Here is a 23,024-nt window from a genome sequence, read left to right as displayed (position 1 = left end):
ATCCTCCTCTCAAACATTACAAACTAAAAAGCTTTAAACAAGTCATATAGTCATATTTTATGAACCACTCTCAACAAGGAATGGACTATATTACCTTATAAACAGAACCAGGTAGTTGGACTACTGCTTTTTTCATGATTAAAGATAACAGAACTGAATGTAAATGTCCAAATTCCCATTCCGTTTTCATCAGCAGTTCATCAAATGTAGAAATATCCTGCTCCAACATATGGTATATGCGGCGCTGCTCATCTGTCAACTCGTCATTTGATCCGATTTCTTCCTCCTTTTCCTCTAAATTAGACAGCAAGACATCATATTCCTCTAAAATATCTTGTGCATCGGTAACCATTTTAGCCCCTTGCCTGATTAGGCCGAGCGTTCCACGGCTTTTGGGCGAGGTGATCTGCCCTGGAACTGCAAATACGTCGCGACCGGCCTCCAGCGCAGCATCAGCCGTAATTAACGATCCGCTGCGGACATCCGCCTCCACGACAACTGTTCCATATGTTAATCCGGCAATAATTCGGTTACGCTGTGGAAATAATCCGGGATGTCCTGGCGTACCGACCGGATATTCCGACAAAATCAGCCCCTGCTCACCGATCATTTGGTATAAAGAAGCATTTTCCGGGGGATAAATGACATCTATCGCCGTCCCGAGCACGGCCACCGTCTTGCCTCTGGAGCGCAATGCTGCTTCATGACAAAAGCCGTCAATTCCTTTAGCCAGCCCGCTAACGACAACCATGCCCCGGCGGCAAAGCGCCGTAGTTAACTCCGTGCAAACTTTCCGGCCATAAGCCGTAGGAAGACGAGTGCCAACCACGGCTATGGAAGGCAGAGCAAGCAGCCCCATATCCCCTATGCCATATAAAACCCAGGGGGGCCGGATGCTTTCCTTCATTAATAAGGGATACATAGGGTCAAAGATCGTCAGCGTACTTATCCCCTTACGATCCAACTGCTCAAGCCTTTCCTCGATCCAGCTTTTTGTTAGTATCTTCGATAGCCTTAAAGCGATTTCCGCCCCAAGTCCCCGCTCCACCCAATCCGTGGCAGTAAAATCCAAAGCATGGACCCAATCCTCGTCCCGACTCAATATATGCTCGATCCGCTTCCAGCCGAGCCCCTCGCTTTCGTGCAATCCAATAAGTATCGACCGTTTATCCAATTCCTGCTCCTCCCGTCAAATAAGTGTTTAACCGAAAAAAAGCAAAAAAAGCAACCCTCCTGCCGTTCCGGCCAAGAAGGTTGCTTACCTTATCTACTATTATAACAAAGATCTGTTAATGTGTCGTGCAGAGATTAAGAATGCCGCGTTCTTCGAGCACGCTTACCAGCGTAGAGCCCATTTCTGAAGGCGTAGGCGCGACCTTGATGCCGCATTCCTCCAGCTTGGCAATCTTCTCCTTCGCCGTTCCCTTCCCTCCGGAAATGATAGCGCCGGCATGGCCCATCCGCTTCCCTGGAGGCGCCGTTACGCCGCCGATGAATCCGACGACCGGCTTCGTCATATTGTCGCGAATCCATTCGGCTGCTTCTTCCTCGGCCGTTCCGCCGATTTCTCCAATCATAATGACAGCATGCGTGTTGTCATCTTCATTAAAACGGCGCAAAATATCGATGAACTCCGAACCTTTAACAGGGTCGCCCCCGATCCCTACCGCCGAAGACTGGCCAATACCCCGGGTAGTCAGCTGGTGAACCGCTTCGTAGGTAAGCGTTCCACTTCGCGATACTACGCCGACATGGCCCGGCATATGGATGTAACCCGGCATAATTCCGATTTTGCACTCTCCAGGCGTAATAACGCCAGGACAGTTCGGCCCGATCAAGACGGTCTTCTTCCCTTCCATATAACGGGAAACCTTGACCATATCGAGCACAGGAATACCTTCTGTAATACAGATTACTAGCTCCATCTCCGCCTCGACAGCTTCAAGGATCGAGTCTGCAGCAAACGCCGGCGGCACATAAATAACGCTTGCCGTTGCCCCGGTAGCTTCCTTTGCTTCCTTTACGGTATTAAATACCGGGAGGCTTACCGTGTCGCCGCTCTCCAGCGTGATATCCACCTTCGTTCCGCCCTTGCCCGGCGAAGTGCCGCCAACCATTTGCGTGCCGTAATCCAAAGCGCCTTTTGCATGAAACAGGGCGGTCTTTCCGGTAATCCCCTGTGTAATCACTTTTGTATTTTTATCGACCAAAATACTCATCGTTCGAGCCTCCTCTAATATGGATTGGAAGATTAGATTATGATACTAGTTCGACGATCTTCTGAGCACCGTCGGCCATGGAATCGGCAGAGACGATCGCAAGACCCGAATTCGCCAAAATATTCTTCCCGAGCTCGACGTTCGTTCCTTCCAGCCGGACAACAAGCGGACGATTAAGACCCACTTGCTTCGCAGCCTCAACGATTCCCGAAGCGATGACATCGCATTTCATGATGCCGCCAAAAATATTGACGAAGATACCTTTGACTTTCGCATCGGACAAAATAATTTTAAAAGCTTCCGTGACTTTCTCTGCGGTTGCGCCGCCCCCTACATCGAGGAAGTTGGCAGGATCACCGCCGTAATATTTAATAATATCCATCGTCGCCATCGCCAGGCCTGCGCCGTTGACCATGCAGCCGATATTGCCATCCAGGGCAATATAGCTCAAGTCGTATTTCGAGGCTTCGATTTCCTTCTCATCTTCTTCTTCAAGATCGCGAAGCGCCAAAATATCCTTCTGGCGGAACAACGCGTTGGAATCAAAGTTCAGCTTGGCATCAAGCGCCATCACTTGGCCGTCGCCCGTAACAACAAGCGGGTTGATTTCTGCGATGGAGCAGTCTTTATCCACAAATGCTTCATACAACGCCAGCATGAATTGAGCCGCTTTGTTCACCAGCTCATTCGGAATATTAATAGCATACGCCAGTCTGCGAGCCTGGAACGGCTGCAAGCCGATAGCCGGATCAACGATTTCCTTGAAAATTTTCTCCGGCGTAGCCGCAGCTACCTCCTCAATTTCCGTACCGCCTTCTTCCGAAGCCATCAGTACGACGCGTCCCGTTGCCCGGTCGACAACGACACCGACATAATATTCCTTCTTAATGTCGCAGCCTTGCTCGATCAACAGGCGTTTTACTTCCTTGCCCTCTGGGCCCGTCTGATGTGTTACAAGTACTTTGCCGAGAATTTCTTCGGCATATGCCCGCACTTCATCCAAATTCTTCGCAACCTTGACGCCACCGGCCTTCCCCCGGCCTCCAGCGTGAATTTGGGCTTTGACCACGACGACTCCGCTGCCCAGTTCTTCCGCTGCTTTCACGGCTTCATCCACCGTAAAGGCAACTTGTCCCTTCGGCACGGCTACCCCGTATTGCTTCAGGACTTCTTTTCCTTGATATTCATGGATATTCATTCGTAGAATCCTCCTATCAACAGGCGGTAATTAAGGTGAACATATGAAACCCAGTACATTGTACCATGTTTTTAAAACGCTTTCCTTAAAAATTCATTCTTTATACACAACTTTTTTATATCGGTTCGATCTAATTTTGATATGGGTCATATTCGGAGCCCCTCTTTTACTTGAACAAGCGCTGGATTTCCCCTTTCTGTTTCATCCCTGATAAAATACGGTTTTCGGCAAATAGACTCCTATTTCTCTCTTTCACTTTATTCCGATAAAATATATCACATTGAGATAGATCGGTCTGCAGCCGGCTTTGTTTCAGTCCAATTTCTGCATGTAACTTTTTTAATAGCGATTCAGAGCAAAGGAATGGCTGTATCGATTATTGATTGACTTTTCATGGGTTTCCTTCTAAAATACGGTCAAGCGACGATGGAAAATTGAGGAAGCACCCTTTTCCCGCACTGCATTTAGGCATGTCATGCCAAATGCCGCAATGAGAGGAAGGGGTGTTTGTTTATTATGTACGGTAAATTGTATAGCGCATGTCTATACGGGATAGACGGAAGATTAATCGAGGTTGAGGTCGATTTGTCGAACGGCATTCCGCATACGATGATTGTCGGCTTGCCGGACTCCGCAGTGCGAGAGGCTGTTGAACGGGTGAGAGCCGCGATCAAAAATTGCGGCTATGCCTTTCCCCTTCAGCGGGTAACGATCAACCTGGCGCCAGCCGATCTGCGCAAAGAAGGCTCCGCCTTTGATCTTGCGATCGCGCTTGGCATACTATCTGCGAGCAAGCAGATTGTATTGCCTGCAAACGAACGGCTCCTGATGATCGGAGAGCTCTCTCTCGATGGCCTGCTTCGCCCTGTCTCCGGCGTCATTTCCATGGTTGATTTGGCCAAACGCCAAGGTTTTGATGCCGTGCTTCTTCCCTGGGAGAATACGGAGGAAGCCATGCTGCTAGGCGGAATTACAATTTACGGCTTGAAACATTTAAATGAATTATCGCCTATTGAAAATGGGCGCTCCAAATCGAATAGCCCTTCAGCCCAGACGAAGGAAGTCCCGCTTGTTATATCATCGTTTGCCCACTTAAAGTGCTCTAGCAGCGAGACTAGCCTTCCGTCTCATGCACCGGGACTCTTGACCGAGGACTACAGCGATGTCCTGGGACAGCTTCACGCCAAGCGGGCCATGACGATTGCTGCCGCGGGAAAGCACAATATTATGCTTATCGGACCGCCAGGCACCGGCAAAACGATGCTAATCCGACGTCTCCCCTCGATTCTGCCTGAGTTAAGCCAAGATGAAGCGCTGGAGGTGACGAAAATCTACAGCTCCGCAGGGAAATTCAAAGGAGCGGAATCCACACTAATACGCAGCAGACCTTTTCGCTCGCCTCACCATACAATTTCGGCGGCGGGACTCGTCGGCGGCGGCGGCATCCCGCGGGCTGGTGAGGTCAGTCTGGCTCATCACGGCGTTCTGTTTCTCGACGAGCTGCCGGAGTTTGCCCGTAATGCTCTGGAGGTGCTGCGCCAGCCGCTGGAGGAACGAAAAGTTACGATTAGCCGGAGCCGGGCTGCCTTCACCTTCCCAGCAAATTTTCAGCTGGCGGTATCTCTAAATCCTTGTCCGTGCGGATAATAACCTTGGCAACTATATAATAAGAAGGAAGTCACTTTCCACCTTGGCTCAAATCGATATTCCGCTTGAATCTCCTGGCTCCCGAGTAAGACATGCTAGAATATCGAAAGAATATTCGATACGGGATTTGGCACGGATAATAAAGACAACTCCACAAACCATAAGCAACATTGAGCGGGATACAGTTGAACCGTCACTAACAACTCTTAGGAAACTATCAGTTGTACTCGACAAACCTATCCCTTATTTAGGTTGTTTCGAAAGTCTGCCAGAAGATACTCTTGGTCAACAAATAATAAAAGCTCGTTACTATCGGGGATTATTAGCTGCAGAAGCAGCTCTTGAGTTAGGGGTAGACGTTAAGACAATAAGTAATTGGGAGTCAGATAGAAACACTCCTTCTAAAATAATAGAACTTGAACAATTTTTAGCAGTACTAAAAACATAAAAGACCCGGATTTCCCCAGGTCTTTTCGTTGGACGTTGTGCAATCTATCTGGCATTCTATGTAATTCTGTCGCACTAGTCGGGCAAGCCCGCTCTGCTAAAGTTCCGTAGTTGTCGGCAACCCATATTGCTGAGATGACAAATTAAATAAAACACGTTGAAAACTCCACTGATACCTATTGTAAAAGGTAATGTATCATGTTAAATTTATCTTAGAAACACAGCGAACTGAGCGGAGGTTGGTGAAGTCAGAAACCAACTGTGATCCGGGTTCGCTTTTTACTTTCTATATCTTAAATAGTCATACATTCTTATCAATTTCTTAATACCTGACCTGATTGTCTGGTTACCACTTACTAAGATTTGAGGATGTTCCATTAGCACCTTTTTGAGGTGTTTCTCTAGATCATTTAGATCAATCTGCTGTGGTGGTAGTGCTTGTATATATTTTATCTGAGAGTAGAGATCTTTAGGATATTTTTGTATTACTTCCTCTATGGATGTATAACTCATTGTTTCTCTAACCAATAATATTGTCTTGGTCTCCAGTTTTTCGAATGAAAAGTTCTCAAATCGACTTTTAAATACTAAGGGTAGATCATCAGTGTATCTTTCAATATATTTAAATACAGGAAGGCTTCCAGAAGTGCGTTTTATTAACTCTGGAAGTGCTTCCTTTATAAGAAGTTCATTGTTAAACTTACCCTCGTCAAATAATATATCCTTAAAAACTTCTTCAGCAGAAATACTCCGGTATCCCCTTTTCCCTAATTCAACAATTCCGAAGCCAATTAATATTTCAAAGTTCCCTTCCATTAACTTTTTATCGTTAGACGCTAGTACCTGTATTCTTTCATGCCCTTCTTCTGATAAAGCTAACTCGTAGATGTCTTTCCTTATCTTCCGATAAAAACTTGAAGAATATTTGGATTTATTATTTAAAAGCACTTCAAATAGTTCTTCGTAAGAATCTGTAATGATTTTTGTCATACTTATAGTTTTTCCATTTGAGAACGCCCTACTGTACGGGAAAACTTCCGTTTTTTCATACCCATCTCTCCACTCAACAAAAATGAGTCTATCGCGTAATCTATCCAAATTATCATCACTAAGACAGTCAACAATTGACTTAATAATAGACTGAACATTTTCATCATCAAGCGAATATCCTAAAAATATAATTGGATGTTCGACGAATATTGTCATCAACTTAGCTGCTAAATAAGCATTTCTTTTATCGAAATCCTCATAGTCACTTGAATTTATAACGATGGATTTTGGTTGGAGAGAACATCCGTGTATTTTATATATCTCATTAACTCCGTAGGTAGGAGAAAAAATTAGTTGTTCTTGACCCACATATACTTCGTAATCAGGAAAGATATATTCCATTAAGCAATCATAGTTAGTCGTTATTACTCCTGCTATAGATTTCTCTCCTACCTCTTTCAAAAGAGCAATTTCATTCAGGTAATTATAACCAATATTATTCATGTTAATTGAACGGAAGTAGTTAGCTATTTCGAGTTTAAATGGAGTGATCCCGTTACGAATCTCCTCTCTAAATTCCACTCGTTTTTGTTCATATTCTGAACTATCAAACCAAAATGTATTAAAATCACTTTCAACAAAGTCTGCCATTTTAGTCATCATATTGTTCTTTGTTAACTGGATACCTCTGTCTAACAAAAATTGACGGGCTTTATTTTCATATTTCTCATATGCAAATTCACTTTTATCGACAATATTGGCAAATCTCTCGATAATACCCGGCCAACTGTCAGTATTAATATACCTTTTTGATACTCCTGATCCAACGAATAAAAAAGGTAATGATTGTGAACAATATAAAAGTTCTTCTATTTGCTTAATGTCAGACATTGTCCCACCTACTTATCAATGTAGTAAAAACAGTCCTTAGCCAAGGTTTACAGGGTTGCCTTCTGCTATCTCGAACTGATAACTTGGGTACTTTTGCCCATATAAACTCAGGTTATCATGTTTGGGATCATCTGTAAATGAAGAGAGCCCTACTGACGAAGGTCAGTAGGGCTCTCTTACCGGTGCTTCCGGATTGCATATCAGGGGTGCTGATATGTAACCCTATTATACCATTTATAGGTTGTATCCTCCACTATCTGGTTTTGTCGGGTTACTTATAATCCCAAGCGTAGCTAGAAGTCCTAAAAATACGTTGGCCATGGCCAGGATATCCTCCCGCAAAATGTCAGTCAGTTCGAACGCTCCAGTCAGGTGGCCGAGCAACTGTAATAGCAACAACACTTGAGAAACGATACTAATCCAAAGTGCATAGTTACGCCATCTTTTCTTATTCATATCACTTCCCCTCCTGTTCAATTTTCTGCAGACGCTTATCCAACTCCGCAATATCAGCCGTATTGCCGGCAATTAAAGCTAAGAAGTTACGACGTAGACGATTTACAACTATGGCCATCTCTTCCCGCGTCATTGCCGCACCCGGACGGTTCCCGTCGAAGTAGCCATTCTCAACAGCTTCTGCCCAATTTTCTGTCGCCCAAGCACTAACTTTGTTAATATCACGTTCTGCCACCTTCTCAACACCCTTCCCTTGCCCATCATATTTGTACAGATCGTACTTATCCATCAATGCGATTAGCTTATTGGCGTATCCCGGATCAGTAGCGTAGCCAGCTGCGGCGATCTCGCGAGCTGCTGTACGGCCATTAGCGCCAATCACCTTTTTGTACAGATTTCTGTTCCAAGAGACACCATTGAGGATTAATTTTGAATGGTCGCGGATCGACTCGCCCCAGTTGTTGTATGCCCTAAATGCCGCTTTAACTTTTATTGGTTTACCATTTACATACTCGGTCGTCGGCATAGTTACGCTACCGGCCGGGCCAGTCCCCTTGATTCCGAAAAGATTATTAGCCTTGCTCGTTAGCCCACTTGCTCCCCATGCACTCTCTAGCGCCGCCTGAGCTATCGTTAACGATGCGGGGATAAATGTATCCTGCATATCTGCAACGGCGTAGGCGGCAATCTTAGCGATAAAATCAGAATCTTTCATCTTGCTTCCTCCCTTTCAATATATTATTCTTCCAACCTGTCAAGCCGTTTGTGCGCTTGCTTGGCCGACTCCTCTACCCGTGTGACGCGCTCAGATATTCCGTCCACACGCTGGTTTTGAATTCGCATATCAACCTTGATGTCGTCAACGCCGCGTTTAATATACTCCACGTCCTGGCGTAGCGCCCCTTCTCCACTGCCATCTGACCGTTCTTCTCTCCGAATCTGTCGCGATCGGCCAGTCCAGCCGAGTAGGGCGCCGACGATCGCAGTCACCAACCCGACAATTGCCGTAATATCCATTCCCTTTCCCCCAATCAAAATAACCCCCGGATCGGCAGCTCCGAGGGCAAAATAAAAACGCTTATTCGGCGTTGTTCTTTTCTACATTCTCTTGTGCCGGCTGCTGCGCTTTCTCCAAAGCTGCCATAGCATCACCAATGTGTTGGTCAATAGCTTGTAATATTCTTAACTGTTGCCCAGGATGTGCGTTAATAACGAGAGAGATCACATCAATAACTTCTTCTACTGGGAGCGATAAATCTAATGAAACATCAATCCGCGTTACCCTTGCCAAATGAATCACCTCCTCGCAGGCAAAATAAAAGAGCCTGCGGGGATCGCAGACTCATGTTATAATTTGGCTTGTACAACTGAACTTGGGTGGGATAGTATCGCCTCCAGACGGAGGTGATGCTTATGCAATTTTCGTTTTCAGAAGTGCTTATGCTTGGAATGTTTATCCTAGCACTGCTCACATACCTGAATAAACGAAAATAACCCGCCCAGGTTAGCGCCACGGGAACGGGTTATTTTCAGCTTGTTCTGGGGGTTTCCCACCCAAGTGTTGTGCAGGGAGTCGGTGGCGACCGGCTCCTTATTTGTATTATTATCTTAGCATATTGCGGTTTATACCTCAATTCACATCTAGCCAGAAAAATGCGATCAGTCTCTAAATTGAGCTAAAGCTTCTTCCACTAAGCGTAAATCCTCAGTGACTTTTTTAATGATTTCCTCTTGTTCAGTAAGTCTGGCTTCTGCCCTTTTAAGGGAATAATCATCACTATCTATGCCTGCATTTTCAATTATCTGTAGTCCTTCTTTAATCTGTTCAATTTCAGCAAGAATATTATTCCTGCCTTCAATTGCTCGTTTTAACTGATTATTTTCAATACTTAGCTTCAATTCCTCTAAACTATCCTTGGAACTGCCTATATATTTATTCTCGCTTTTATTTGATTCGATATTTTCTGGCTCGGTATTTTTCTCTGATTGAGTACTGGTTACATAAATCGTCTTGCCACTCACTTGTACATCAGCTCCCAGGGCTTCCGAAAAGGCGCGTGCCGGGACATTTGCCCTGCCGTCAATTATTGCACCTTTTTCTGAAAGTGTATTTCCATTCACAACCATCTCATACTCACCAGTAACTTTTTTGCCTATGAGACTCTTAACTTGAGCGGACACATCTCTAGCAGATAACGCTACAACAACACCCAGCAAAAACGCCGCTGAGATAGACACCCATTTTTTCATGACCTAACCTCCAGATGGTATATTTCTCCTAATCATACCATCATGGCCTAGAGGTTGAGAAGGTTCCACCCCAGTTTTGATTAGCAACATTACCGTGGTTGTGTGTTGGAAGAGTTACTGAGTGTGTATGATCATTGAAAGCTTGCCTTAAGGAATTGATTTGGGATTGAAGATAATTTAATTCATTGTTTAACCCAATAACTTGGCCTGTGCTTAATTCAAGACCACCAACACTACCATTAAAATGTACACTTCCTTGGAAAACTATCCTGCCAGATAGCGCAGCGATTAACATATCTGAATAAGAAACAATTTGAAATAATCCATCGATGCCGGCCACCGATCCAGACCGCGAACCAGAGGGGCCAGCAAACGAAATTCCGCCCATATCGTTGCTGTCTGTGGTCGATATCGATATACGCACCCTATTATTTCCGTCGTATGTTCGAAAACCCTGGGCATCACTTTCTACTCTTTTGCCGATAGCTGCTGTTCGAAAAAGAGCGCCTGTTATCGTTCCACCCGCAAATATACCGCCTTCTGTATATACGTTCCCTGCTGAGCTTACAGTAAACTTGCCATTTCCCACATTAATAGCCGAGCCAATTATCTCACCGTCCAAAAAGCTGGAACTTTTAATCTGGGCTGAGTTCGCAGTCAGTTTGTTGGCCACAAGGTTACCTTTCATATCCACACGAAACGGAGCACTATTAAAGTTTGCATGGCCGGCAGCAATCCCGTTTGTATTGATCTGGGTCACGTCATTGCCGCTGCCAATTAGCATCGAGACAAAGGAGCCCAGCTGCCCGATAATCGTCTCAGCGACAACCCCGCGGGCAGTTATAGCAACCCTGGCATTTACTCCTCCATCTGTGGAGAGCATAATTCCTCGCGACTCCAATCGAACTATTTCGAGCGGGTTCGTCTTTTCTCTAAGCAGAATGCCGCCGGATTCTGGCCAAACAATTTCGGTTTTAGAGTTGTTTATATCGATCACAGCCTGACGGGCAAATGCCTCGAAGACCTCTGTTCGGATTCGTCCACCGGAAAGCAGGTTTTCCATTACCTTACGTGAGTGCTCCAGATCGGCGATCAGATCGATATCGTCTTTCAGGGCAAAGTTGGCCAGCGTGGCTTTGGTGTGCTGATCGATTGAATAGGGGTATTCTATAAGCTCCACAATCCGCACAGCGATTCGATGCATATCCATTTTAGGATCATATACTGTTGCAGCATCGCCCAAATCAGGCGGCTTCTCTTCCCTGTCTATTTTGTGAAGGTCAGCTGCATTCACTGTGATCTCCAACTCCGGCATTTCCTTTTTTCGCAATTCGTCCCGAGTAGATTTAAGGAGCTCCACAGGATCCTCAATATCTTGCTGCACGTTCTCGCCATCAAAGTATGGAGTTGAATCGCTCCCCCAATAATTAACATATGGCGAAATCAAATAGTTAACCATAATTTTACCGTTTTGAATTGCTCCGGGGACAGACTGTAGAAGACTTAGCTCCTCGGCAGTTAAATAACTGGTTGAGAGGCCCCGAAATGTTAGGCCATCCTTCATCTGAGCCCACATTCGTGTAACAAGGTTCATGGTATCATCCTTAAAGGAATCGCGTATGATGTTCTTTTTTGTCCGAAGCTCATACTGATCATCTTTCCCCATTTTTTTATGAATGTGGATGACGAAGTTATCGGGTCTGATCTCGGCACCGAATAGATTAACCACTTGATTGAGCGCGGCTAGAGCTGTCGTTCGGCCCCAATCCTTGATATCCCATACATCGAAAGTGTCGTGTATCTGGAACGTGAAGCGGCCACCAGTCCAGGAACTAATTTTATTCAGCAGCGTTGAAATATGAACTCCGTATGCTTCGTCAATGTAGTCGTCATATGGAACCTTAAAGTCATTTAACTTATACATGACGTGAGTGCACGTAATAAGTGCTGTAAGCTTCATTTTATCCCGCTGCCGCTGCCTAGTATTAATCACATAGTGCTGGCCCCGCTCATCCTGGACGTGGCCTTTGAGTTGGATTTTCTCCAGGTAGTCGTCTGAAGACATCGGAACTAAAAAAGACAGCTCATAATCGCTATTGAGCCGTCTTCTTCGTTCGATTTGATAAGCATTGACCAGAGTCCCCAGGCGTTTGAAATTCTTGTCAAATATCTGCATGGTTGGATTTGGCTTCATGTTTCACCCCCTCTCTTAGAATAGAACTTTGTCTCGGTAAGTAATTCTGAAAAGAATCGTCCGACCCGTGGCAGGATCTATCCAGGTAAGCTTGTTCTCCCCAAGATTTAAATCGAAGAAATCCCCGTGATATAAGTGCGATGCGTTAAGACCATTTTGGGTAATCTTATATTTTTCTGAATCGATAATGATTTTATCTCCAGGAGCAAAAGGCCCAATAAACTCAATTTCGTCAACGTGGTAACGGCTCGCCTTGCCCTGCAGGGAAGATATTCCGTGCATAACGGACTTTTGCAGCCTCTCCCGAATGAACGTCACGGACATGCTGCTATCAGCGTCCATTTGAGCCGAAAAGAATAGTTCCCTTGTGAAATCAGCTTCCAAACCGCTCTCTCCAGTCATAACTGCTCTGCCACCGACTTCGACGGTTGATGCAGCTACAAGATCAGAGCAGCCACTGAGGACAGCCCGCCCGAATACAAACATTGTCACAGGACGGTTAAACGGCATCCGGTTAAATGGTCCTCCTAACATATCCTCCCTCCTTTCAGGTCAGGAAATTTTGCCTTAGCTTTGCATTATGCTTTGTAGTCCTTATTGGTAATTACCTTGTACTCAGCAGCCGTAATAGTACCAAATTGAACATAGAGTTTTAATTGAACATCAGAAACCCACTTCTTTTCATAAAAATAGGACAACCGTTCGAATTCGCTATTGAACATCATTCCTCGCCTCCTATTCCTTTAGTAGCTAGAAGTTTAAGTTCCAGTGCGGCTACCATTTGCCCAAGAACCTGATTTTGTATATACAGATCAAGGATAGAAATATCCTTTTTGACAAGTTCTGCACCTAATACAGCGTTTTGTTGCTTTAGATCGAGTGTCGAGAGATCTTGTTTAATCTGCTCTGTTCCTAGAGTGTTGACCGTCTGCCGCTGCTCTTCGCTGGAAGATTTCAAATCGGCTAACTCTGCCCCCGTGTTCTCGATCGTCTCCTGCTGCTGGGTGTTTTGAAGTATCAATTTCGCTACATGGTTCGATAGCAGTTCCATTTCACTCGGTTCCTGAGGCGGATGCAGTGCTTCAATTTCTTCCAGTGTTAAGCCTTCTCCCCACAGCTCCGGTTGCTCCGGCGCGGTATAAATGGGCGGTTTCCCGCGCTTTTCTTCCGGCAGCGCGCCCCACTCAGTATTGGCAGCCTGGTACTCTTCCTCTGCTGCCGTCACAGCGTCTTGATACGCTTCCCACGCAGCTAGATCAAAATGCGGCCGGAACAGACCCGGCGGCACAGGCACGCCGACGATGTAACCGGCTGGCTCTGGCTCTACCTCTTCGGACTGCACGTCCACGCCGGAGGCATCCGATTCAGGCGGAATGGCATAAAAAGGGACGACACCCGAAAAGGCATCGTCCACTAGAACGTCTTCGATATAAAGGCCATCAAGGCCAACTTTAGGTACTGCTTTCAAGGTTTTAGCCCTCCTTTACTGTTCGGCTAGAAATGAAATACCATCTAGCGACACCGCTTGTAATCCGCCCGTGCTGTTACGTACTGTCCCATCCTCCTCTGCCCACACTTCTCCGCCAGTTGGTGCGTCGCCATACGAATATTGATAAAAACGCAATTTTCGACCTGGGCGGTACCCAACTGGAAGTTTGAAGATGGACACATAACCCCTCGCCGTTACCTGCCCAGTAAGATGAACAAACCCGAATCCGTCTTTAAAGTACATCGGTACGAACTGACCATACGGTGTAGTTCCATTAAGCAACGTCGGCGTAATCCAGCCGGGAGCATCCTTCTCCGCTTTCTTCTGTTCGACCACGCTTACCCGCTGTAACGCTTCGGCCACGCCTGCTGTCAGATCGCTGATCTGTGCTTTCTCGTTCGCTGCCAGGCTGCCTGTGATCGGGACGATGGGCGGCTTGTCCAGTTTTAGGTAGGTAACGGAGTAGGCTGCGGACGGGTCAAAAGTGTTAATACCTGTACTGGCACGCTGATTACCGTAAGCGGAACCATCAGTACGCGTGACGATTTCCCAAGTCTTATCTTCATGGCTGTTTTTATAGATAGAAAAAATCTTGTCCGCTTTATATTTTAGCGGAGAGTTTATTGAACCAATAATGTTTATACCCACTGCTGTCGAGGATGTTACAGGGATATTTTTTTCTCGCAATACAATCCCCGTCCCAACTTCAATCACACTATCTCCTTCGGATAGTGTCAGGCAGCCTTCTGCAGTAACTGGTACGACCGCTTCTTTAGAGAGACGGTACAGGAAGTTGTATGGATGGTACTCGTATCCGCCGCTCACTCGCGCAGGATAATCAGGCGCGTTATTATAAACCGTATTTACCCATGGATAACTGCCATGAGTATTTGCCGGATTAGCTATAGGCCCCCAACACTTAACCTCACCTTCAGCTTCTGTGAATGGCTGGGTTGAATTTCCGTCACACATGCGCCAGCCATTAAAATACGCCTTTATCTCTTCCTGTGAGGGATCATAGTCGTCACCCCAACCGCTATCAGTGTTAGCTATAGAAATGTAGATGTTGTTGCTGGATATGCGAATTAAATCAGCAGATGGCCATGCATAAACGCCGCTATCATCCACCGTTAAAGGTTGCCCATTATATTTTGTCCCAAATAAACTACCTACATCGTCACCATCACCTTGTCCTGCAGCATTGGCTGCAATTCCTGGTGCATACACTACCTTAAATCCTTCAAGACTGGCTACAAACATATATTTTAACGATCCATCAGCTACAACCTTTTTCCACTTCCCGAGCTTAAGATATTGCCCATTCTGATCAATCAACACGTCCGGATCACTACCATCCGTAGGGTTCGCATGAAGCTCCGTCTGAAACGCAAGCATAGAACTGCGCTGCGGCTGAAACGGTTTGGGTTCGGAGCCTATGGTGAGTAGAGGATTTTCAAATACATACGAGCCTGCACCATCCCTATTTCCTAGATAGACGCGAATCTGATTATTACCGCCCGTGTTGATAGTATGAACGGAACTCTTTTCCCACGGATATAGCAAATTGTCACCAGTGGCGTCGGATATTGTGTTCCATGTATCATGCGGTAACTTTAAAGTAATGTTGGTCTTAGCAGGTACGTTAATGACGGTATAAAACAAGCTTACCCCTCCCGATTGTTGCCCAGGATCGTTAAGCGTCATCTTATACGGCTCGTCGATTGTGTAGGTAGCTCCTGTCGCTAGGCCTATTGCTGTCCACTCATAAAACGGCGGTAGCAAATTACCGGCAGTGTTAATCGCATACGGATTTTCGACACCGACCAGACCGATGCGCCCCTGTCCGTTAATCTCCGTTTTGCCCCGAATTTCGCCTAGCCTAAAGCGTGCGTCCTTGACTGCTGTGACCACCTGTAGGCCCGGCTGAAGCGTTAACAAATCTGTTTCGGCATCGTCGAGACGATCATATAAGCCCTCGATGTTCTCCCGGGCCGTGTCATAATCATATGCCGTCATATACCTAGCTACCTTCGTCCCTGCCTGCCAACTTTGGGCGGTGCCCTGGAACCCGCGAGTGACCCCCGTTAGTTCATTACCGACCTTTTCGTTATACAAGATTGTTTCAGCTGATTCATCTGTTCCGATTGTGAGCAGGTTAGGAGCATCCGGAAGGACAGATCCATCCACGACTTCAATCGTATCTTGTATCGCATCAATCGCCGTGCCCAGCTCCGTACCCGGGCTATTTGCCTGGGCTGGATACATTGCTTTCATCTCATTTCCTCCCTTAAGTCAGCGTACAAACGATCTGTCCCATCAGCATCTTGAAAATGTCATTCGTCAGGATGCTGCGTGGTGTCTCCAGCGCGCCGAAGTACAGCAAATTTCCGCCAGTTGCTGCATCCCGGATTCCAACATGAGTCACTTGACCCCAGTCCGCGGTCGCTGTCGGCATTACGATGTCGGCGCTGTTTTTGATCGTCCGCTTGGACACCGTAACCTGCTGCCCAGTTGTAGGGTGGTACTGGGTATAGTTTTCGTTAGTTGGAGCACCAAAGGTAACCTCTTGACGGACATACCCTCCGCCGGTTACCTCCTGTCCCGTGTCGGCCGCCGTTGGGTTGCTAGTATACAGGGCCAAGTAAACCTTGGTTGGCCGGGTGTACGCAGTGTTACGAAACACCTGATTCAGCAACGCCGTGGCCAAATAATTTGACATGTTCATGTATCATTCATCCTTCCACAAGATATTCGTTCTTTATTTTGAAACTTTGGAGCGTGGTCGTTCCGATGTTGGTTAGAACGATAATTGGGCTAGCCCGTTCGTCCCCGATGGACTGAACCCTAATTACTTGCGGCGATTGGGTAATCGTCAGCTCCGTGATACGCTCGTCACTCTCTGGAAATGGATCATACATCTTGAGGGAAATATCGATGACCCGGTTCCCGGTGGATTCATCCCAGCTCATCGTCCCTCGATACTGAGCGAAATAGTGCTTACCAGGGCGATCCGAGAATACCAGATCCAGTACACCGCGCCGGGTGTTGAATTGGCGCATCAGCAGCGAAACCGCGGTGTCATAGTCGCCGGTAATAAAAAAGCCCAGGCCAACTGGCCGGGCTCCATATGTGCTTCCGAAATCAATCTCACCGTCCCGTTCGGCGATCTTCACGGTGTTCTCCGTCGCCTCAGGCAAGCCAGGGATATTCCGGTAGACTAGCACTGCACCTGTCACCTCGGAGATCCACTCACCATTAATTGAAACGTCCATCATTTCCCGCCTCCTGTTGCTACAAGCCGGCGCGCAGTCCGCTCCCGCTCAGTGTACATAATCTCAGCGTCGGTTTGATCTTCAATAGTGACTGTGCCAATAGACATGTCAAAATGGTTCTCGATGTGCTGAGTTGGCACAACTGGACGGTTCATTGCCGGGGATGCTACCGGTGCCGTCAGCCTCCGGAACATATTCTCGAACTGTCCTGGATTAAAGATAACCTCTCCGCCATGAATGATAGCCTGCATTGGCGCACCGATTGGCCCCGGAACCACGCCGCCAACATCGAAACTTGGTAAACGATCTAGTTTACCAGTATCTTCAGCAATCCCATACCGTTTGCGGATCTCCTCGTTACGTGCATTGAGCTTGGCCATCTCCGTTGTATTCCCCGCAGCCTTTGCCGCTTTCCAGGCATCCTTATTTGCATTGTATTCTTGCAGATCGAGGTCAGCCTGAGAAGGTCCAGATATCGCAGCTAAAGATGCCAATCGTCGATTATACTCTGATATGAAAGTATCAAGATCAGCGAGAATCTGCTCGTTTGCAAGGCGACCTGTATCTATGCGATTATCATTAATCGCAGTCGTTATTAAGCTAACATCAGTTTGATGACTTTCCAATGCAGATGTAAGCGAATCGTAATGAGCCTCTGTCTCCTTTTTCTCCTTGTCAAACGCCCGCTCCCGCTCCGATTTTTCATCCTGCAGGGCTTCCTTCTGATCTTCAAGATTCTGCTTTCGAATATCACGACTGTGCTCAAGCTCCATACGCTCGATTTCTTTCGTAATCTCAGCGTATTCCTTGCGCCCTTCGGGGCTCACGGCATCTGCGAGTTTGGCTTGTCTTGCTTTCTTTTCAGCTAACAAGGTCTCATAATCTTCCTGAGCATTTAGTCGATCCTCGGCTTTGATAAGCCTATCAATTGCAGCGATCCGCTCGTCAATGTCATCCGTGTATGCTTTCCTTCGTTCCTCAATCGCGGCCAGATCAGCCTTTTTAGCTTCATCAATGGCTTTTTTCTCTACCTTTCGAGCTTCCTCGGCATCCCTCTGAATTTTAGAAATCAACGTTTTACGCGCTTGATAAACCTGCTCATCGGCCTGTTTATAATACTCAGAGTCCTTTGAATAGGAATCTCGAATGCGAGTCCATAGTTCAAGCTTCATTTGGGCAATCTCTGTTTCGCTGGCTCCGCTTTCTTCCATCTTACGTTCCTCTTGTTTAAGAAAATCAGATGAAGAAGAGAATAATTCCTTCATTTCTTTCTCTATAGCTGATATTAAAGCTTTACGATTTTGATAAATTTGCTCATCAGCTTGTTTATAGTACTCAGAATTTTTATCATATCGATCTCTTACACGAGTCCAGGCGTCAAGTTTCATCTGAGCTATCTCAATTTCGGTTTTGCCCGACTCCTCCATGCGACGGGTTTCTTTTCCAATCCATTCCACTGAAAACTCGTATCGTGATCTTACGCTATCCTCACGTAGTCGCTTAAGTTGTAAATTGAGTTGACGCTCATCCTCAATGGTTTCTTTCAAGTGTTGTTGATGCTGCTTTCGAATTTTTTCATATGCCTCAATCTGTTGCTCGGCGGTCCAATCGTACATCTCAGCCTGGTACTGTACAGTGGCCACTGCGAAATCATACGCTTCCTTCCTGGCTTCCTTAGCCAGTTCAGCAGCTGATTTCCCTGTCTTTTTCTTGGACTTTTTCTTTTTATCATCAGCTCCACCGCCATAATCTGGCGGCTCATACCTAAATGCATCAATACCGCCGCTATCTAGTCTGGCGAGTGCGCGCTTTGCTTCTAATTCCGCTGCTGCCCATTTATTTTGGTCATCGTAAGCCTGTGGAAGGTTTTCAGCAGCTTCCTCCCCATGTTTCTTAACCCAGTTCGCTACGGTGGGGTTAACCTGATTCAGCAGGCTTGGCTCTTTCTTCATCCCAGTACCTGTGATACCGGCAACTGCGTTGGCAACCGAGATTAGGGCGGTATAATTTTTGATTTGTGCTTCGACTGATTTTTTGTTAGCTGCAGCTGTCTGTTGTAAATTTAGTAGTTGCGTACGGGCACTATCAATCGAGGCTTGCATAAGCTGTTTTTCGACCCCGATTTGTTGCTCAATTGTATTGATATTCTCTATTCTGATTCGGCCCTCTTCATCCATGAAAGCATTCAAATCAGGATATTGATTCTTCAACGAATTAGTAATTTGAATAAGTTCTTGCTTCTGTGCCTCGTCCAACCTTTGAGCGGCAGCAAGCTCTTTGTATCGCTCTACCGACTTTTCTAAAGCAACGATTTTATCATTCTTTGTAGCGAGATCTTGCAGTTCAGCTTTCATCATTTCAAGCAATGCCGGTACCGACTTGTTTATTTCTTCATTCATCCGTTTTAATGCTGCGCTAGCCTCATCGACATTCTTGAAATCCATGCTTTTTAACGTTTTATTTATTTTCGCTAACTCATCATTTATTTCACCTACACGACGATGATCATCGGAGTTTTCTGCCCGTCGCTCTCTACGTTCAATAATTTCATTAAGCTCTTTCTCGAGCTCTATCTGTTGTTCAAGCAATGAATTCAGTATGTCCGCCGATTCTTGCAGCTTTTGAACTTCCGCTACATTACGATCCACTGCAGATTCATTCAGTCTCTTGTTAAGTTCTTCTTGATTTTTGGCGAAAGTCATAACCGACTCTGCCGCTGTGTCTGCCGCAGCGGAATAAGCTGTAACTCCCACTGCTATGGCTCCAATTGCTGCTATTGCCCATCCTATTGGCCCCATCGATAAATTCAAAGCGATGAACGCTGCTCGGAGTGCTGCGACAACCGTAATAAGGGAGGTTACAACTGTGATAAGTCCTGTTACAGATATTGCAGCAGCAGCTAACCCAGCAGCGACTTCTTTGTTTTCGGACACCCATAAAGAAAACTCTTTGATGACTGGCGTGACTTGTTCCATTAATTCTTGAAGTAAGGGCAAAAATGCTTCCCCAAGCTCCACTCGGGTCATCTCTAAAGTTTGGTTAAAGGTTGCCTGCGTGCCGGTATATCCTGTCATAGCCGAATCGGCATTTCCGGCAAATACAGTTGCTTCTTGCATCATGCCATTGTAGGCAGCCTGCACCTTCTGCGCTTCAGTTAACTTTGCTGCTGTTGTACCGATGGATCGAGCGTAACGGTCATACATTACAGACAGGTTCGTAGTAATACCGGCTGCGTCCGTCAGATTGGAATTCCCCGCCTTGATCCCCTGGGCAACTTGCCTAATCGCTTCATCCCATGCAAGATGTTTTTGTCGACCATAAGCAGCGGCATCTGCCGTCGCTGTTATAATCTTCTCTGTTTCTTCGAGCGAAAGGTTCATGGACGTGTATGTCTGAATTGTTTCAGCCATTACACCCTTATTAAGTCCCCAACGATTAGCAAGTCGTTCAGCAAGATCGACGGATTCTTCCGCATTAACGTTAAATGATTTAGAGGTCTCTGCCAGTCCCGTAAAAGATGTTGATAGTTGATTAGCTTCCTGAGCAAAGGTAGTGATTATGTTTTTTAACTTTGCAGTAGCAGCTCCAGCACCCAATGCAGCGAGACCGGAAGATAAGCCGCTAAAACTTTTCTTTGTCTTCTCTGCTTCTTGCTCTGTTTGCCGAAGCTCATTGGTTATTTTCTCGATCTGTTGACTGTCCACGCCAAGCTTTTTAAGAGCAGCGCTCAACTCACTTATTTGCTGCTCTAACTTTGTCGGGTCAGTTTCGTCCAGGTGTTTTTTTATTACCTTTATTTGATCTGCATTAAAGCCAATTTCTTTCAAGACACTATCCAGGGCATCCATCTTGGAAGCTGCTTCTGTACCACCCTGACCAACTTGGATTAGACCATCTTCAAGTGCCCAAATCTTTTGTGCAGTTTGATCAGATGTTTGGGTTAACTTCAGAAGTGAGGCTTCTGTTTGAAGTATTTTCTCCTGCAGCTTCGACTTGTCAGAAACATTAAATGTATTGGCGTACGATTCCTTTAATTCAGAAAGTCGTCTACGCTGCAGTTCAATACGGGCATTAATATTGTCCAGTGTAGCAGTTAACGATTCAATCTGATTTTTAACAGCAACTACGTTTGTAAATGTTGTACTAAGCCCTTTTATGGAGGTTGTTGCTTTGTCTCCGTGTACAACTACCTTTCCCAAGTCAGTGCTGATCGAAGACAATTCGTTTTGGCCAGTGTCGCCAGCTTTTCTTAACTCTGTTTCAAGACTGGTAATACGAACATTCGCTTGCTGTGCAGCCTGAGTCACTTCTACAAGAGACTTTTCTACAGCAGATACCTGCTTGCTTTCGGCGCCCATCTTTTTAAGCTCATTGACAATTTCAGATAGGCCCTGCTCTACCTTACTGGAATCAATCTTCTTCAAATGCTCCTCAATTTTTTTTAGCTGCTCAGTGTTTAATCCTATTTGTTCGAGAATATTGTTTAGCGGATCTAAGTCTTTACTTGCCTTCTTACCTTGCTCTCCTAGATCAGTGATCCCTTGCTTTACCTCTTTGATCTCCGCTTTGATTTCTTGTGCTTCTGCAGTCATCCTAGCCTTCAGTTCGCCAATCTCAATACTCATAGCTTCACCGCCCCTTCATTCGCGCCAACTGCGCTTGATACTGCTCCTCAGCCGATTTAGGTGTCTCCGCGGGCGGCTTCGGTAATATATTTGCATATCGTTTGACAATCGCTTCCCTAGCCTTTTTATCAGAAATGTGAGGGAAAGAAACGACATCAATATTCTCCAGTAGCTCCGAGGCTCTGTTCTGATCCTTCAGCATGAGCAATTCGGGCAGGTCTACGAAATAGTATTCATTCTCGATCTCATGCTGTGTTTTTCCGAGCACAACACAGCACCGGAGTACAAAATCATTGTGTGTGATTACTCTTGGGTTCCGGCCCGATTCATCCGACTGACGATCGACTGCACGAACTGCTGAGCCACCGGTGGAATCAGGCCGCCTAAGTTTTTTAGGGCTTCATTCATATCGTTCTTTTCCCATGTCAACCGAAGAAACTCAGTGCATTCGCCGAACGCGGCATGCTCATCCAGGTACTCAACTGGCAAATCACTCAGGATTGAGGTTAATTCGTAAACCTCATCAATCGAAACGTCGGCAGCGGCCACAATGAAAACAGCACGATCTTTTTCGGGAGTAAGGAATAATTTGACAAGAAAATCACCAATAGTCCCAATGTGGTCTGTCAGTTTCTTCAATCGGTTTCGAGTCAACTTCGGAACCTGAATCCGTTTGTTTCCAAGCGTCACATAATCTTTTTTACTAAGACTGAACATTGATCATCAATCCTTCCAATAAAATAAAAAAGGAGAAGGCACAGGCCCTCCCCTTGTTTAATGAATCCAATATTAAGCTGTTGCTGTGATGTCGCCCCAAGTATAGAGCAGTCCTCTTGGAGTCGCGTTAAGATCCGGGTAAGCCGTCGCATTGATCGTGAATTTCTGGTTGTCGTCCAGCATAAACTGGGCGTTCGCATCGAATTTAATGCCACAAGATTCAAGATAAATGAAGCGCGCAGGGTCAGTGACCCCTTGCGGCTGAATCATTGCCCGTTTACGTGGCAATCTCTTACCTGCCAAACCGGTCACTTGGTATTTCACCTTGTCCGGGTCTGTTGCATCGACTACTTCGGAAGCATTGGCATTAAACTTTACGACCTTACCAAAATCCATATCCGGGGTATCAAACTCCACCCGGCCAATTGTTCCAGTCGTAAAGGTGTCTATTGCTGCAGTACCAGTTTGGTCGATTGTCGGCTCGTAGTAAGTCGTTTCCGTGTAGAAACGGATGCCTCCCTGCGTCATGTCGAATACAACTGAATCAGTTTCCGGAACACCATTCTCGTCAACTCCCCAAATGAAAATTCCTGGTCCTGCATAAATTTTATCTGCTTCTGCTGCCATTG

General features: G+C 46.0%; 21 protein-coding genes and 1 pseudogene. 2 read left to right on the top strand and 20 right to left on the bottom strand.

The window, feature by feature from the left end:
* Positions 1-85 precede the first annotated feature (85 nt).
* From dprA to sucC, 3 genes are all read right to left on the bottom strand, one after another.
* Positions 86-1,174 carry a DNA-processing protein DprA gene (gene dprA / locus GNP95_RS11230; protein WP_155610961.1) on the bottom strand — a complete coding sequence of 363 codons (1,089 nt, stop codon included), beginning with the start codon at positions 1,172-1,174 and terminating at the stop codon, positions 86-88.
* A 115-nt stretch (positions 1,175-1,289) separates the two neighbouring features.
* Positions 1,290-2,219 carry a succinate--CoA ligase subunit alpha gene (gene sucD / locus GNP95_RS11225; RefSeq protein WP_155610960.1) on the bottom strand — a complete coding sequence of 310 codons (930 nt, stop codon included), beginning with the start codon at positions 2,217-2,219 and terminating at the stop codon, positions 1,290-1,292.
* A gap of 37 nt (positions 2,220-2,256) precedes the next feature.
* Positions 2,257-3,417 carry an ADP-forming succinate--CoA ligase subunit beta gene (sucC, locus tag GNP95_RS11220; RefSeq protein ID WP_155610959.1) on the bottom strand — a complete coding sequence of 387 codons (1,161 nt, stop codon included), beginning with the start codon at positions 3,415-3,417 and terminating at the stop codon, positions 2,257-2,259.
* A gap of 516 nt (positions 3,418-3,933) precedes the next feature.
* On the opposite strand from sucC, the pseudogene GNP95_RS11215 reads away from it, so the two are divergent.
* Positions 3,934-5,061: pseudogene (locus tag GNP95_RS11215) on the top strand (YifB family Mg chelatase-like AAA ATPase); the annotation flags it as partial.
* 46 nt (positions 5,062-5,107) lie between these two features.
* On the top strand, positions 5,108-5,512 hold the full coding sequence (locus GNP95_RS11210) for a helix-turn-helix domain-containing protein (protein ID WP_155610957.1): 405 nt from the start codon (positions 5,108-5,110) through the stop codon (positions 5,510-5,512).
* A 278-nt stretch (positions 5,513-5,790) separates the two neighbouring features.
* On the opposite strand, the gene GNP95_RS11205 is transcribed toward GNP95_RS11210, so the two are convergent.
* The 17 genes from GNP95_RS11205 to GNP95_RS11125 form a co-directional block, all read right to left on the bottom strand.
* A complete protein-coding gene (locus GNP95_RS11205) occupies positions 5,791-7,392 on the bottom strand; it encodes an SIR2 family protein (protein ID WP_155610956.1) in 1,602 nt (533 codons plus the stop codon).
* Between the two features lie 234 nt (positions 7,393-7,626).
* Positions 7,627-7,848, bottom strand: a complete 222-nt coding sequence (locus tag GNP95_RS11200) for a phage holin (protein WP_155610955.1) — start codon at positions 7,846-7,848, stop codon at positions 7,627-7,629.
* 1 nt (position 7,849) lies between these two features.
* Positions 7,850-8,563 (bottom strand): glycoside hydrolase family 73 protein, encoded by a 714-nt coding sequence (locus tag GNP95_RS11195; RefSeq protein ID WP_155610954.1) that lies wholly within the window; start codon positions 8,561-8,563, stop codon positions 7,850-7,852.
* A gap of 23 nt (positions 8,564-8,586) precedes the next feature.
* A complete protein-coding gene (locus GNP95_RS11190) occupies positions 8,587-8,883 on the bottom strand; it encodes a hypothetical protein (RefSeq protein WP_230873777.1) in 297 nt (98 codons plus the stop codon).
* 43 nt (positions 8,884-8,926) lie between these two features.
* Entirely contained in the window at positions 8,927-9,139 is a 213-nt protein-coding gene (locus GNP95_RS11185; protein WP_155610953.1) for a hypothetical protein, read from the bottom strand.
* 368 nt (positions 9,140-9,507) lie between these two features.
* Complete coding sequence (locus tag GNP95_RS11180) at positions 9,508-10,098, bottom strand: stalk domain-containing protein (RefSeq protein WP_155610952.1); 591 nt, start codon at positions 10,096-10,098, stop codon at positions 9,508-9,510.
* A gap of 40 nt (positions 10,099-10,138) precedes the next feature.
* Positions 10,139-12,292 carry a phage tail protein gene (locus GNP95_RS11175; RefSeq protein WP_155610951.1) on the bottom strand — a complete coding sequence of 718 codons (2,154 nt, stop codon included), beginning with the start codon at positions 12,290-12,292 and terminating at the stop codon, positions 10,139-10,141.
* A 15-nt stretch (positions 12,293-12,307) separates the two neighbouring features.
* Positions 12,308-12,826: a phage distal tail protein gene (locus tag GNP95_RS11170; protein WP_155610950.1), complete on the bottom strand. Its 519-nt coding sequence runs from the start codon at positions 12,824-12,826 to the stop codon at positions 12,308-12,310.
* Positions 12,827-12,870: 44 nt separating this feature from the next.
* Complete coding sequence (locus GNP95_RS11165; RefSeq protein ID WP_230873776.1) at positions 12,871-13,017, bottom strand: XkdX family protein; 147 nt, start codon at positions 13,015-13,017, stop codon at positions 12,871-12,873.
* The gene (locus tag GNP95_RS11160; protein ID WP_196427147.1) at positions 13,014-13,760 is read right to left on the bottom strand and encodes a hypothetical protein; all 747 of its coding nucleotides are present in this window, start codon (positions 13,758-13,760) and stop codon (positions 13,014-13,016) included. The genes GNP95_RS11165 and GNP95_RS11160 overlap by 4 nt, the downstream gene beginning before the upstream one ends.
* Before the next feature lie 15 nt (positions 13,761-13,775).
* Positions 13,776-16,055, bottom strand: coding sequence for a hypothetical protein (locus tag GNP95_RS11155; protein ID WP_155610948.1), 2,280 nt, complete (start codon positions 16,053-16,055; stop codon positions 13,776-13,778).
* Between the two features lie 13 nt (positions 16,056-16,068).
* Positions 16,069-16,506, bottom strand: coding sequence for a phage tail fiber protein (locus GNP95_RS11150; protein WP_155610947.1), 438 nt, complete (start codon positions 16,504-16,506; stop codon positions 16,069-16,071).
* Positions 16,507-16,513: 7 nt separating this feature from the next.
* Complete coding sequence (locus tag GNP95_RS11145; protein ID WP_155610946.1) at positions 16,514-17,056, bottom strand: phage tail domain-containing protein; 543 nt, start codon at positions 17,054-17,056, stop codon at positions 16,514-16,516.
* Positions 17,053-21,678 (bottom strand): hypothetical protein, encoded by a 4,626-nt coding sequence (locus tag GNP95_RS11140; RefSeq protein WP_155610945.1) that lies wholly within the window; start codon positions 21,676-21,678, stop codon positions 17,053-17,055. The genes GNP95_RS11145 and GNP95_RS11140 overlap by 4 nt, the downstream gene beginning before the upstream one ends.
* A gap of 4 nt (positions 21,679-21,682) precedes the next feature.
* Positions 21,683-21,946, bottom strand: coding sequence for a hypothetical protein (locus GNP95_RS11135; protein WP_330163357.1), 264 nt, complete (start codon positions 21,944-21,946; stop codon positions 21,683-21,685).
* 35 nt (positions 21,947-21,981) lie between these two features.
* Positions 21,982-22,317 carry a hypothetical protein gene (locus GNP95_RS11130; protein ID WP_230873775.1) on the bottom strand — a complete coding sequence of 112 codons (336 nt, stop codon included), beginning with the start codon at positions 22,315-22,317 and terminating at the stop codon, positions 21,982-21,984.
* A 150-nt stretch (positions 22,318-22,467) separates the two neighbouring features.
* Positions 22,468-23,022, bottom strand: a complete 555-nt coding sequence (locus GNP95_RS11125) for a hypothetical protein (protein WP_155610943.1) — start codon at positions 23,020-23,022, stop codon at positions 22,468-22,470.
* Positions 23,023-23,024 lie beyond the last annotated feature (2 nt).

The sequence above is a fragment of the Paenibacillus woosongensis genome, assembly GCF_009725165.1.
GTDB lineage: Bacteria > Bacillota > Bacilli > Paenibacillales > Paenibacillaceae > Fontibacillus > Fontibacillus woosongensis.
The sequence above is the reverse complement of the archived record's forward strand: the minus strand, read 5'-3'. Positions and strand labels throughout refer to the sequence as shown.

What these genes read in the sequence shown, in the direction of transcription:
- sucC (WP_155610959.1), bottom strand. Translation starts at nt 3,417, where the DNA reads ATGAATATCCATGAATATCAAGGAAAAGAAGTCCTGAAGCAATACGGG.
- GNP95_RS11165 (WP_230873776.1), bottom strand. Translation starts at nt 13,017, where the DNA reads ATGATGTTCAATAGCGAATTCGAACGGTTGTCCTATTTTTATGAAAAG.
- GNP95_RS11125 (WP_155610943.1), bottom strand. Translation starts at nt 23,022, where the DNA reads ATGGCAGCAGAAGCAGATAAAATTTATGCAGGACCAGGAATTTTCATT.
- GNP95_RS11140 (WP_155610945.1), bottom strand. Translation starts at nt 21,678, where the DNA reads ATGAGTATTGAGATTGGCGAACTGAAGGCTAGGATGACTGCAGAAGCA.
- GNP95_RS11200 (WP_155610955.1), bottom strand. Translation starts at nt 7,848, where the DNA reads ATGAATAAGAAAAGATGGCGTAACTATGCACTTTGGATTAGTATCGTT.
- GNP95_RS11150 (WP_155610947.1), bottom strand. Translation starts at nt 16,506, where the DNA reads ATGAACATGTCAAATTATTTGGCCACGGCGTTGCTGAATCAGGTGTTT.
- GNP95_RS11175 (WP_155610951.1), bottom strand. Translation starts at nt 12,292, where the DNA reads ATGAAGCCAAATCCAACCATGCAGATATTTGACAAGAATTTCAAACGC.
- GNP95_RS11195 (WP_155610954.1), bottom strand. Translation starts at nt 8,563, where the DNA reads ATGAAAGATTCTGATTTTATCGCTAAGATTGCCGCCTACGCCGTTGCA.
- GNP95_RS11170 (WP_155610950.1), bottom strand. Translation starts at nt 12,826, where the DNA reads ATGTTAGGAGGACCATTTAACCGGATGCCGTTTAACCGTCCTGTGACA.
- GNP95_RS11180 (WP_155610952.1), bottom strand. Translation starts at nt 10,098, where the DNA reads ATGAAAAAATGGGTGTCTATCTCAGCGGCGTTTTTGCTGGGTGTTGTT.
- sucD (WP_155610960.1), bottom strand. Translation starts at nt 2,219, where the DNA reads ATGAGTATTTTGGTCGATAAAAATACAAAAGTGATTACACAGGGGATT.
- GNP95_RS11205 (WP_155610956.1), bottom strand. Translation starts at nt 7,392, where the DNA reads ATGTCTGACATTAAGCAAATAGAAGAACTTTTATATTGTTCACAATCA.
- GNP95_RS11145 (WP_155610946.1), bottom strand. Translation starts at nt 17,056, where the DNA reads ATGATGGACGTTTCAATTAATGGTGAGTGGATCTCCGAGGTGACAGGT.
- GNP95_RS11155 (WP_155610948.1), bottom strand. Translation starts at nt 16,055, where the DNA reads ATGAAAGCAATGTATCCAGCCCAGGCAAATAGCCCGGGTACGGAGCTG.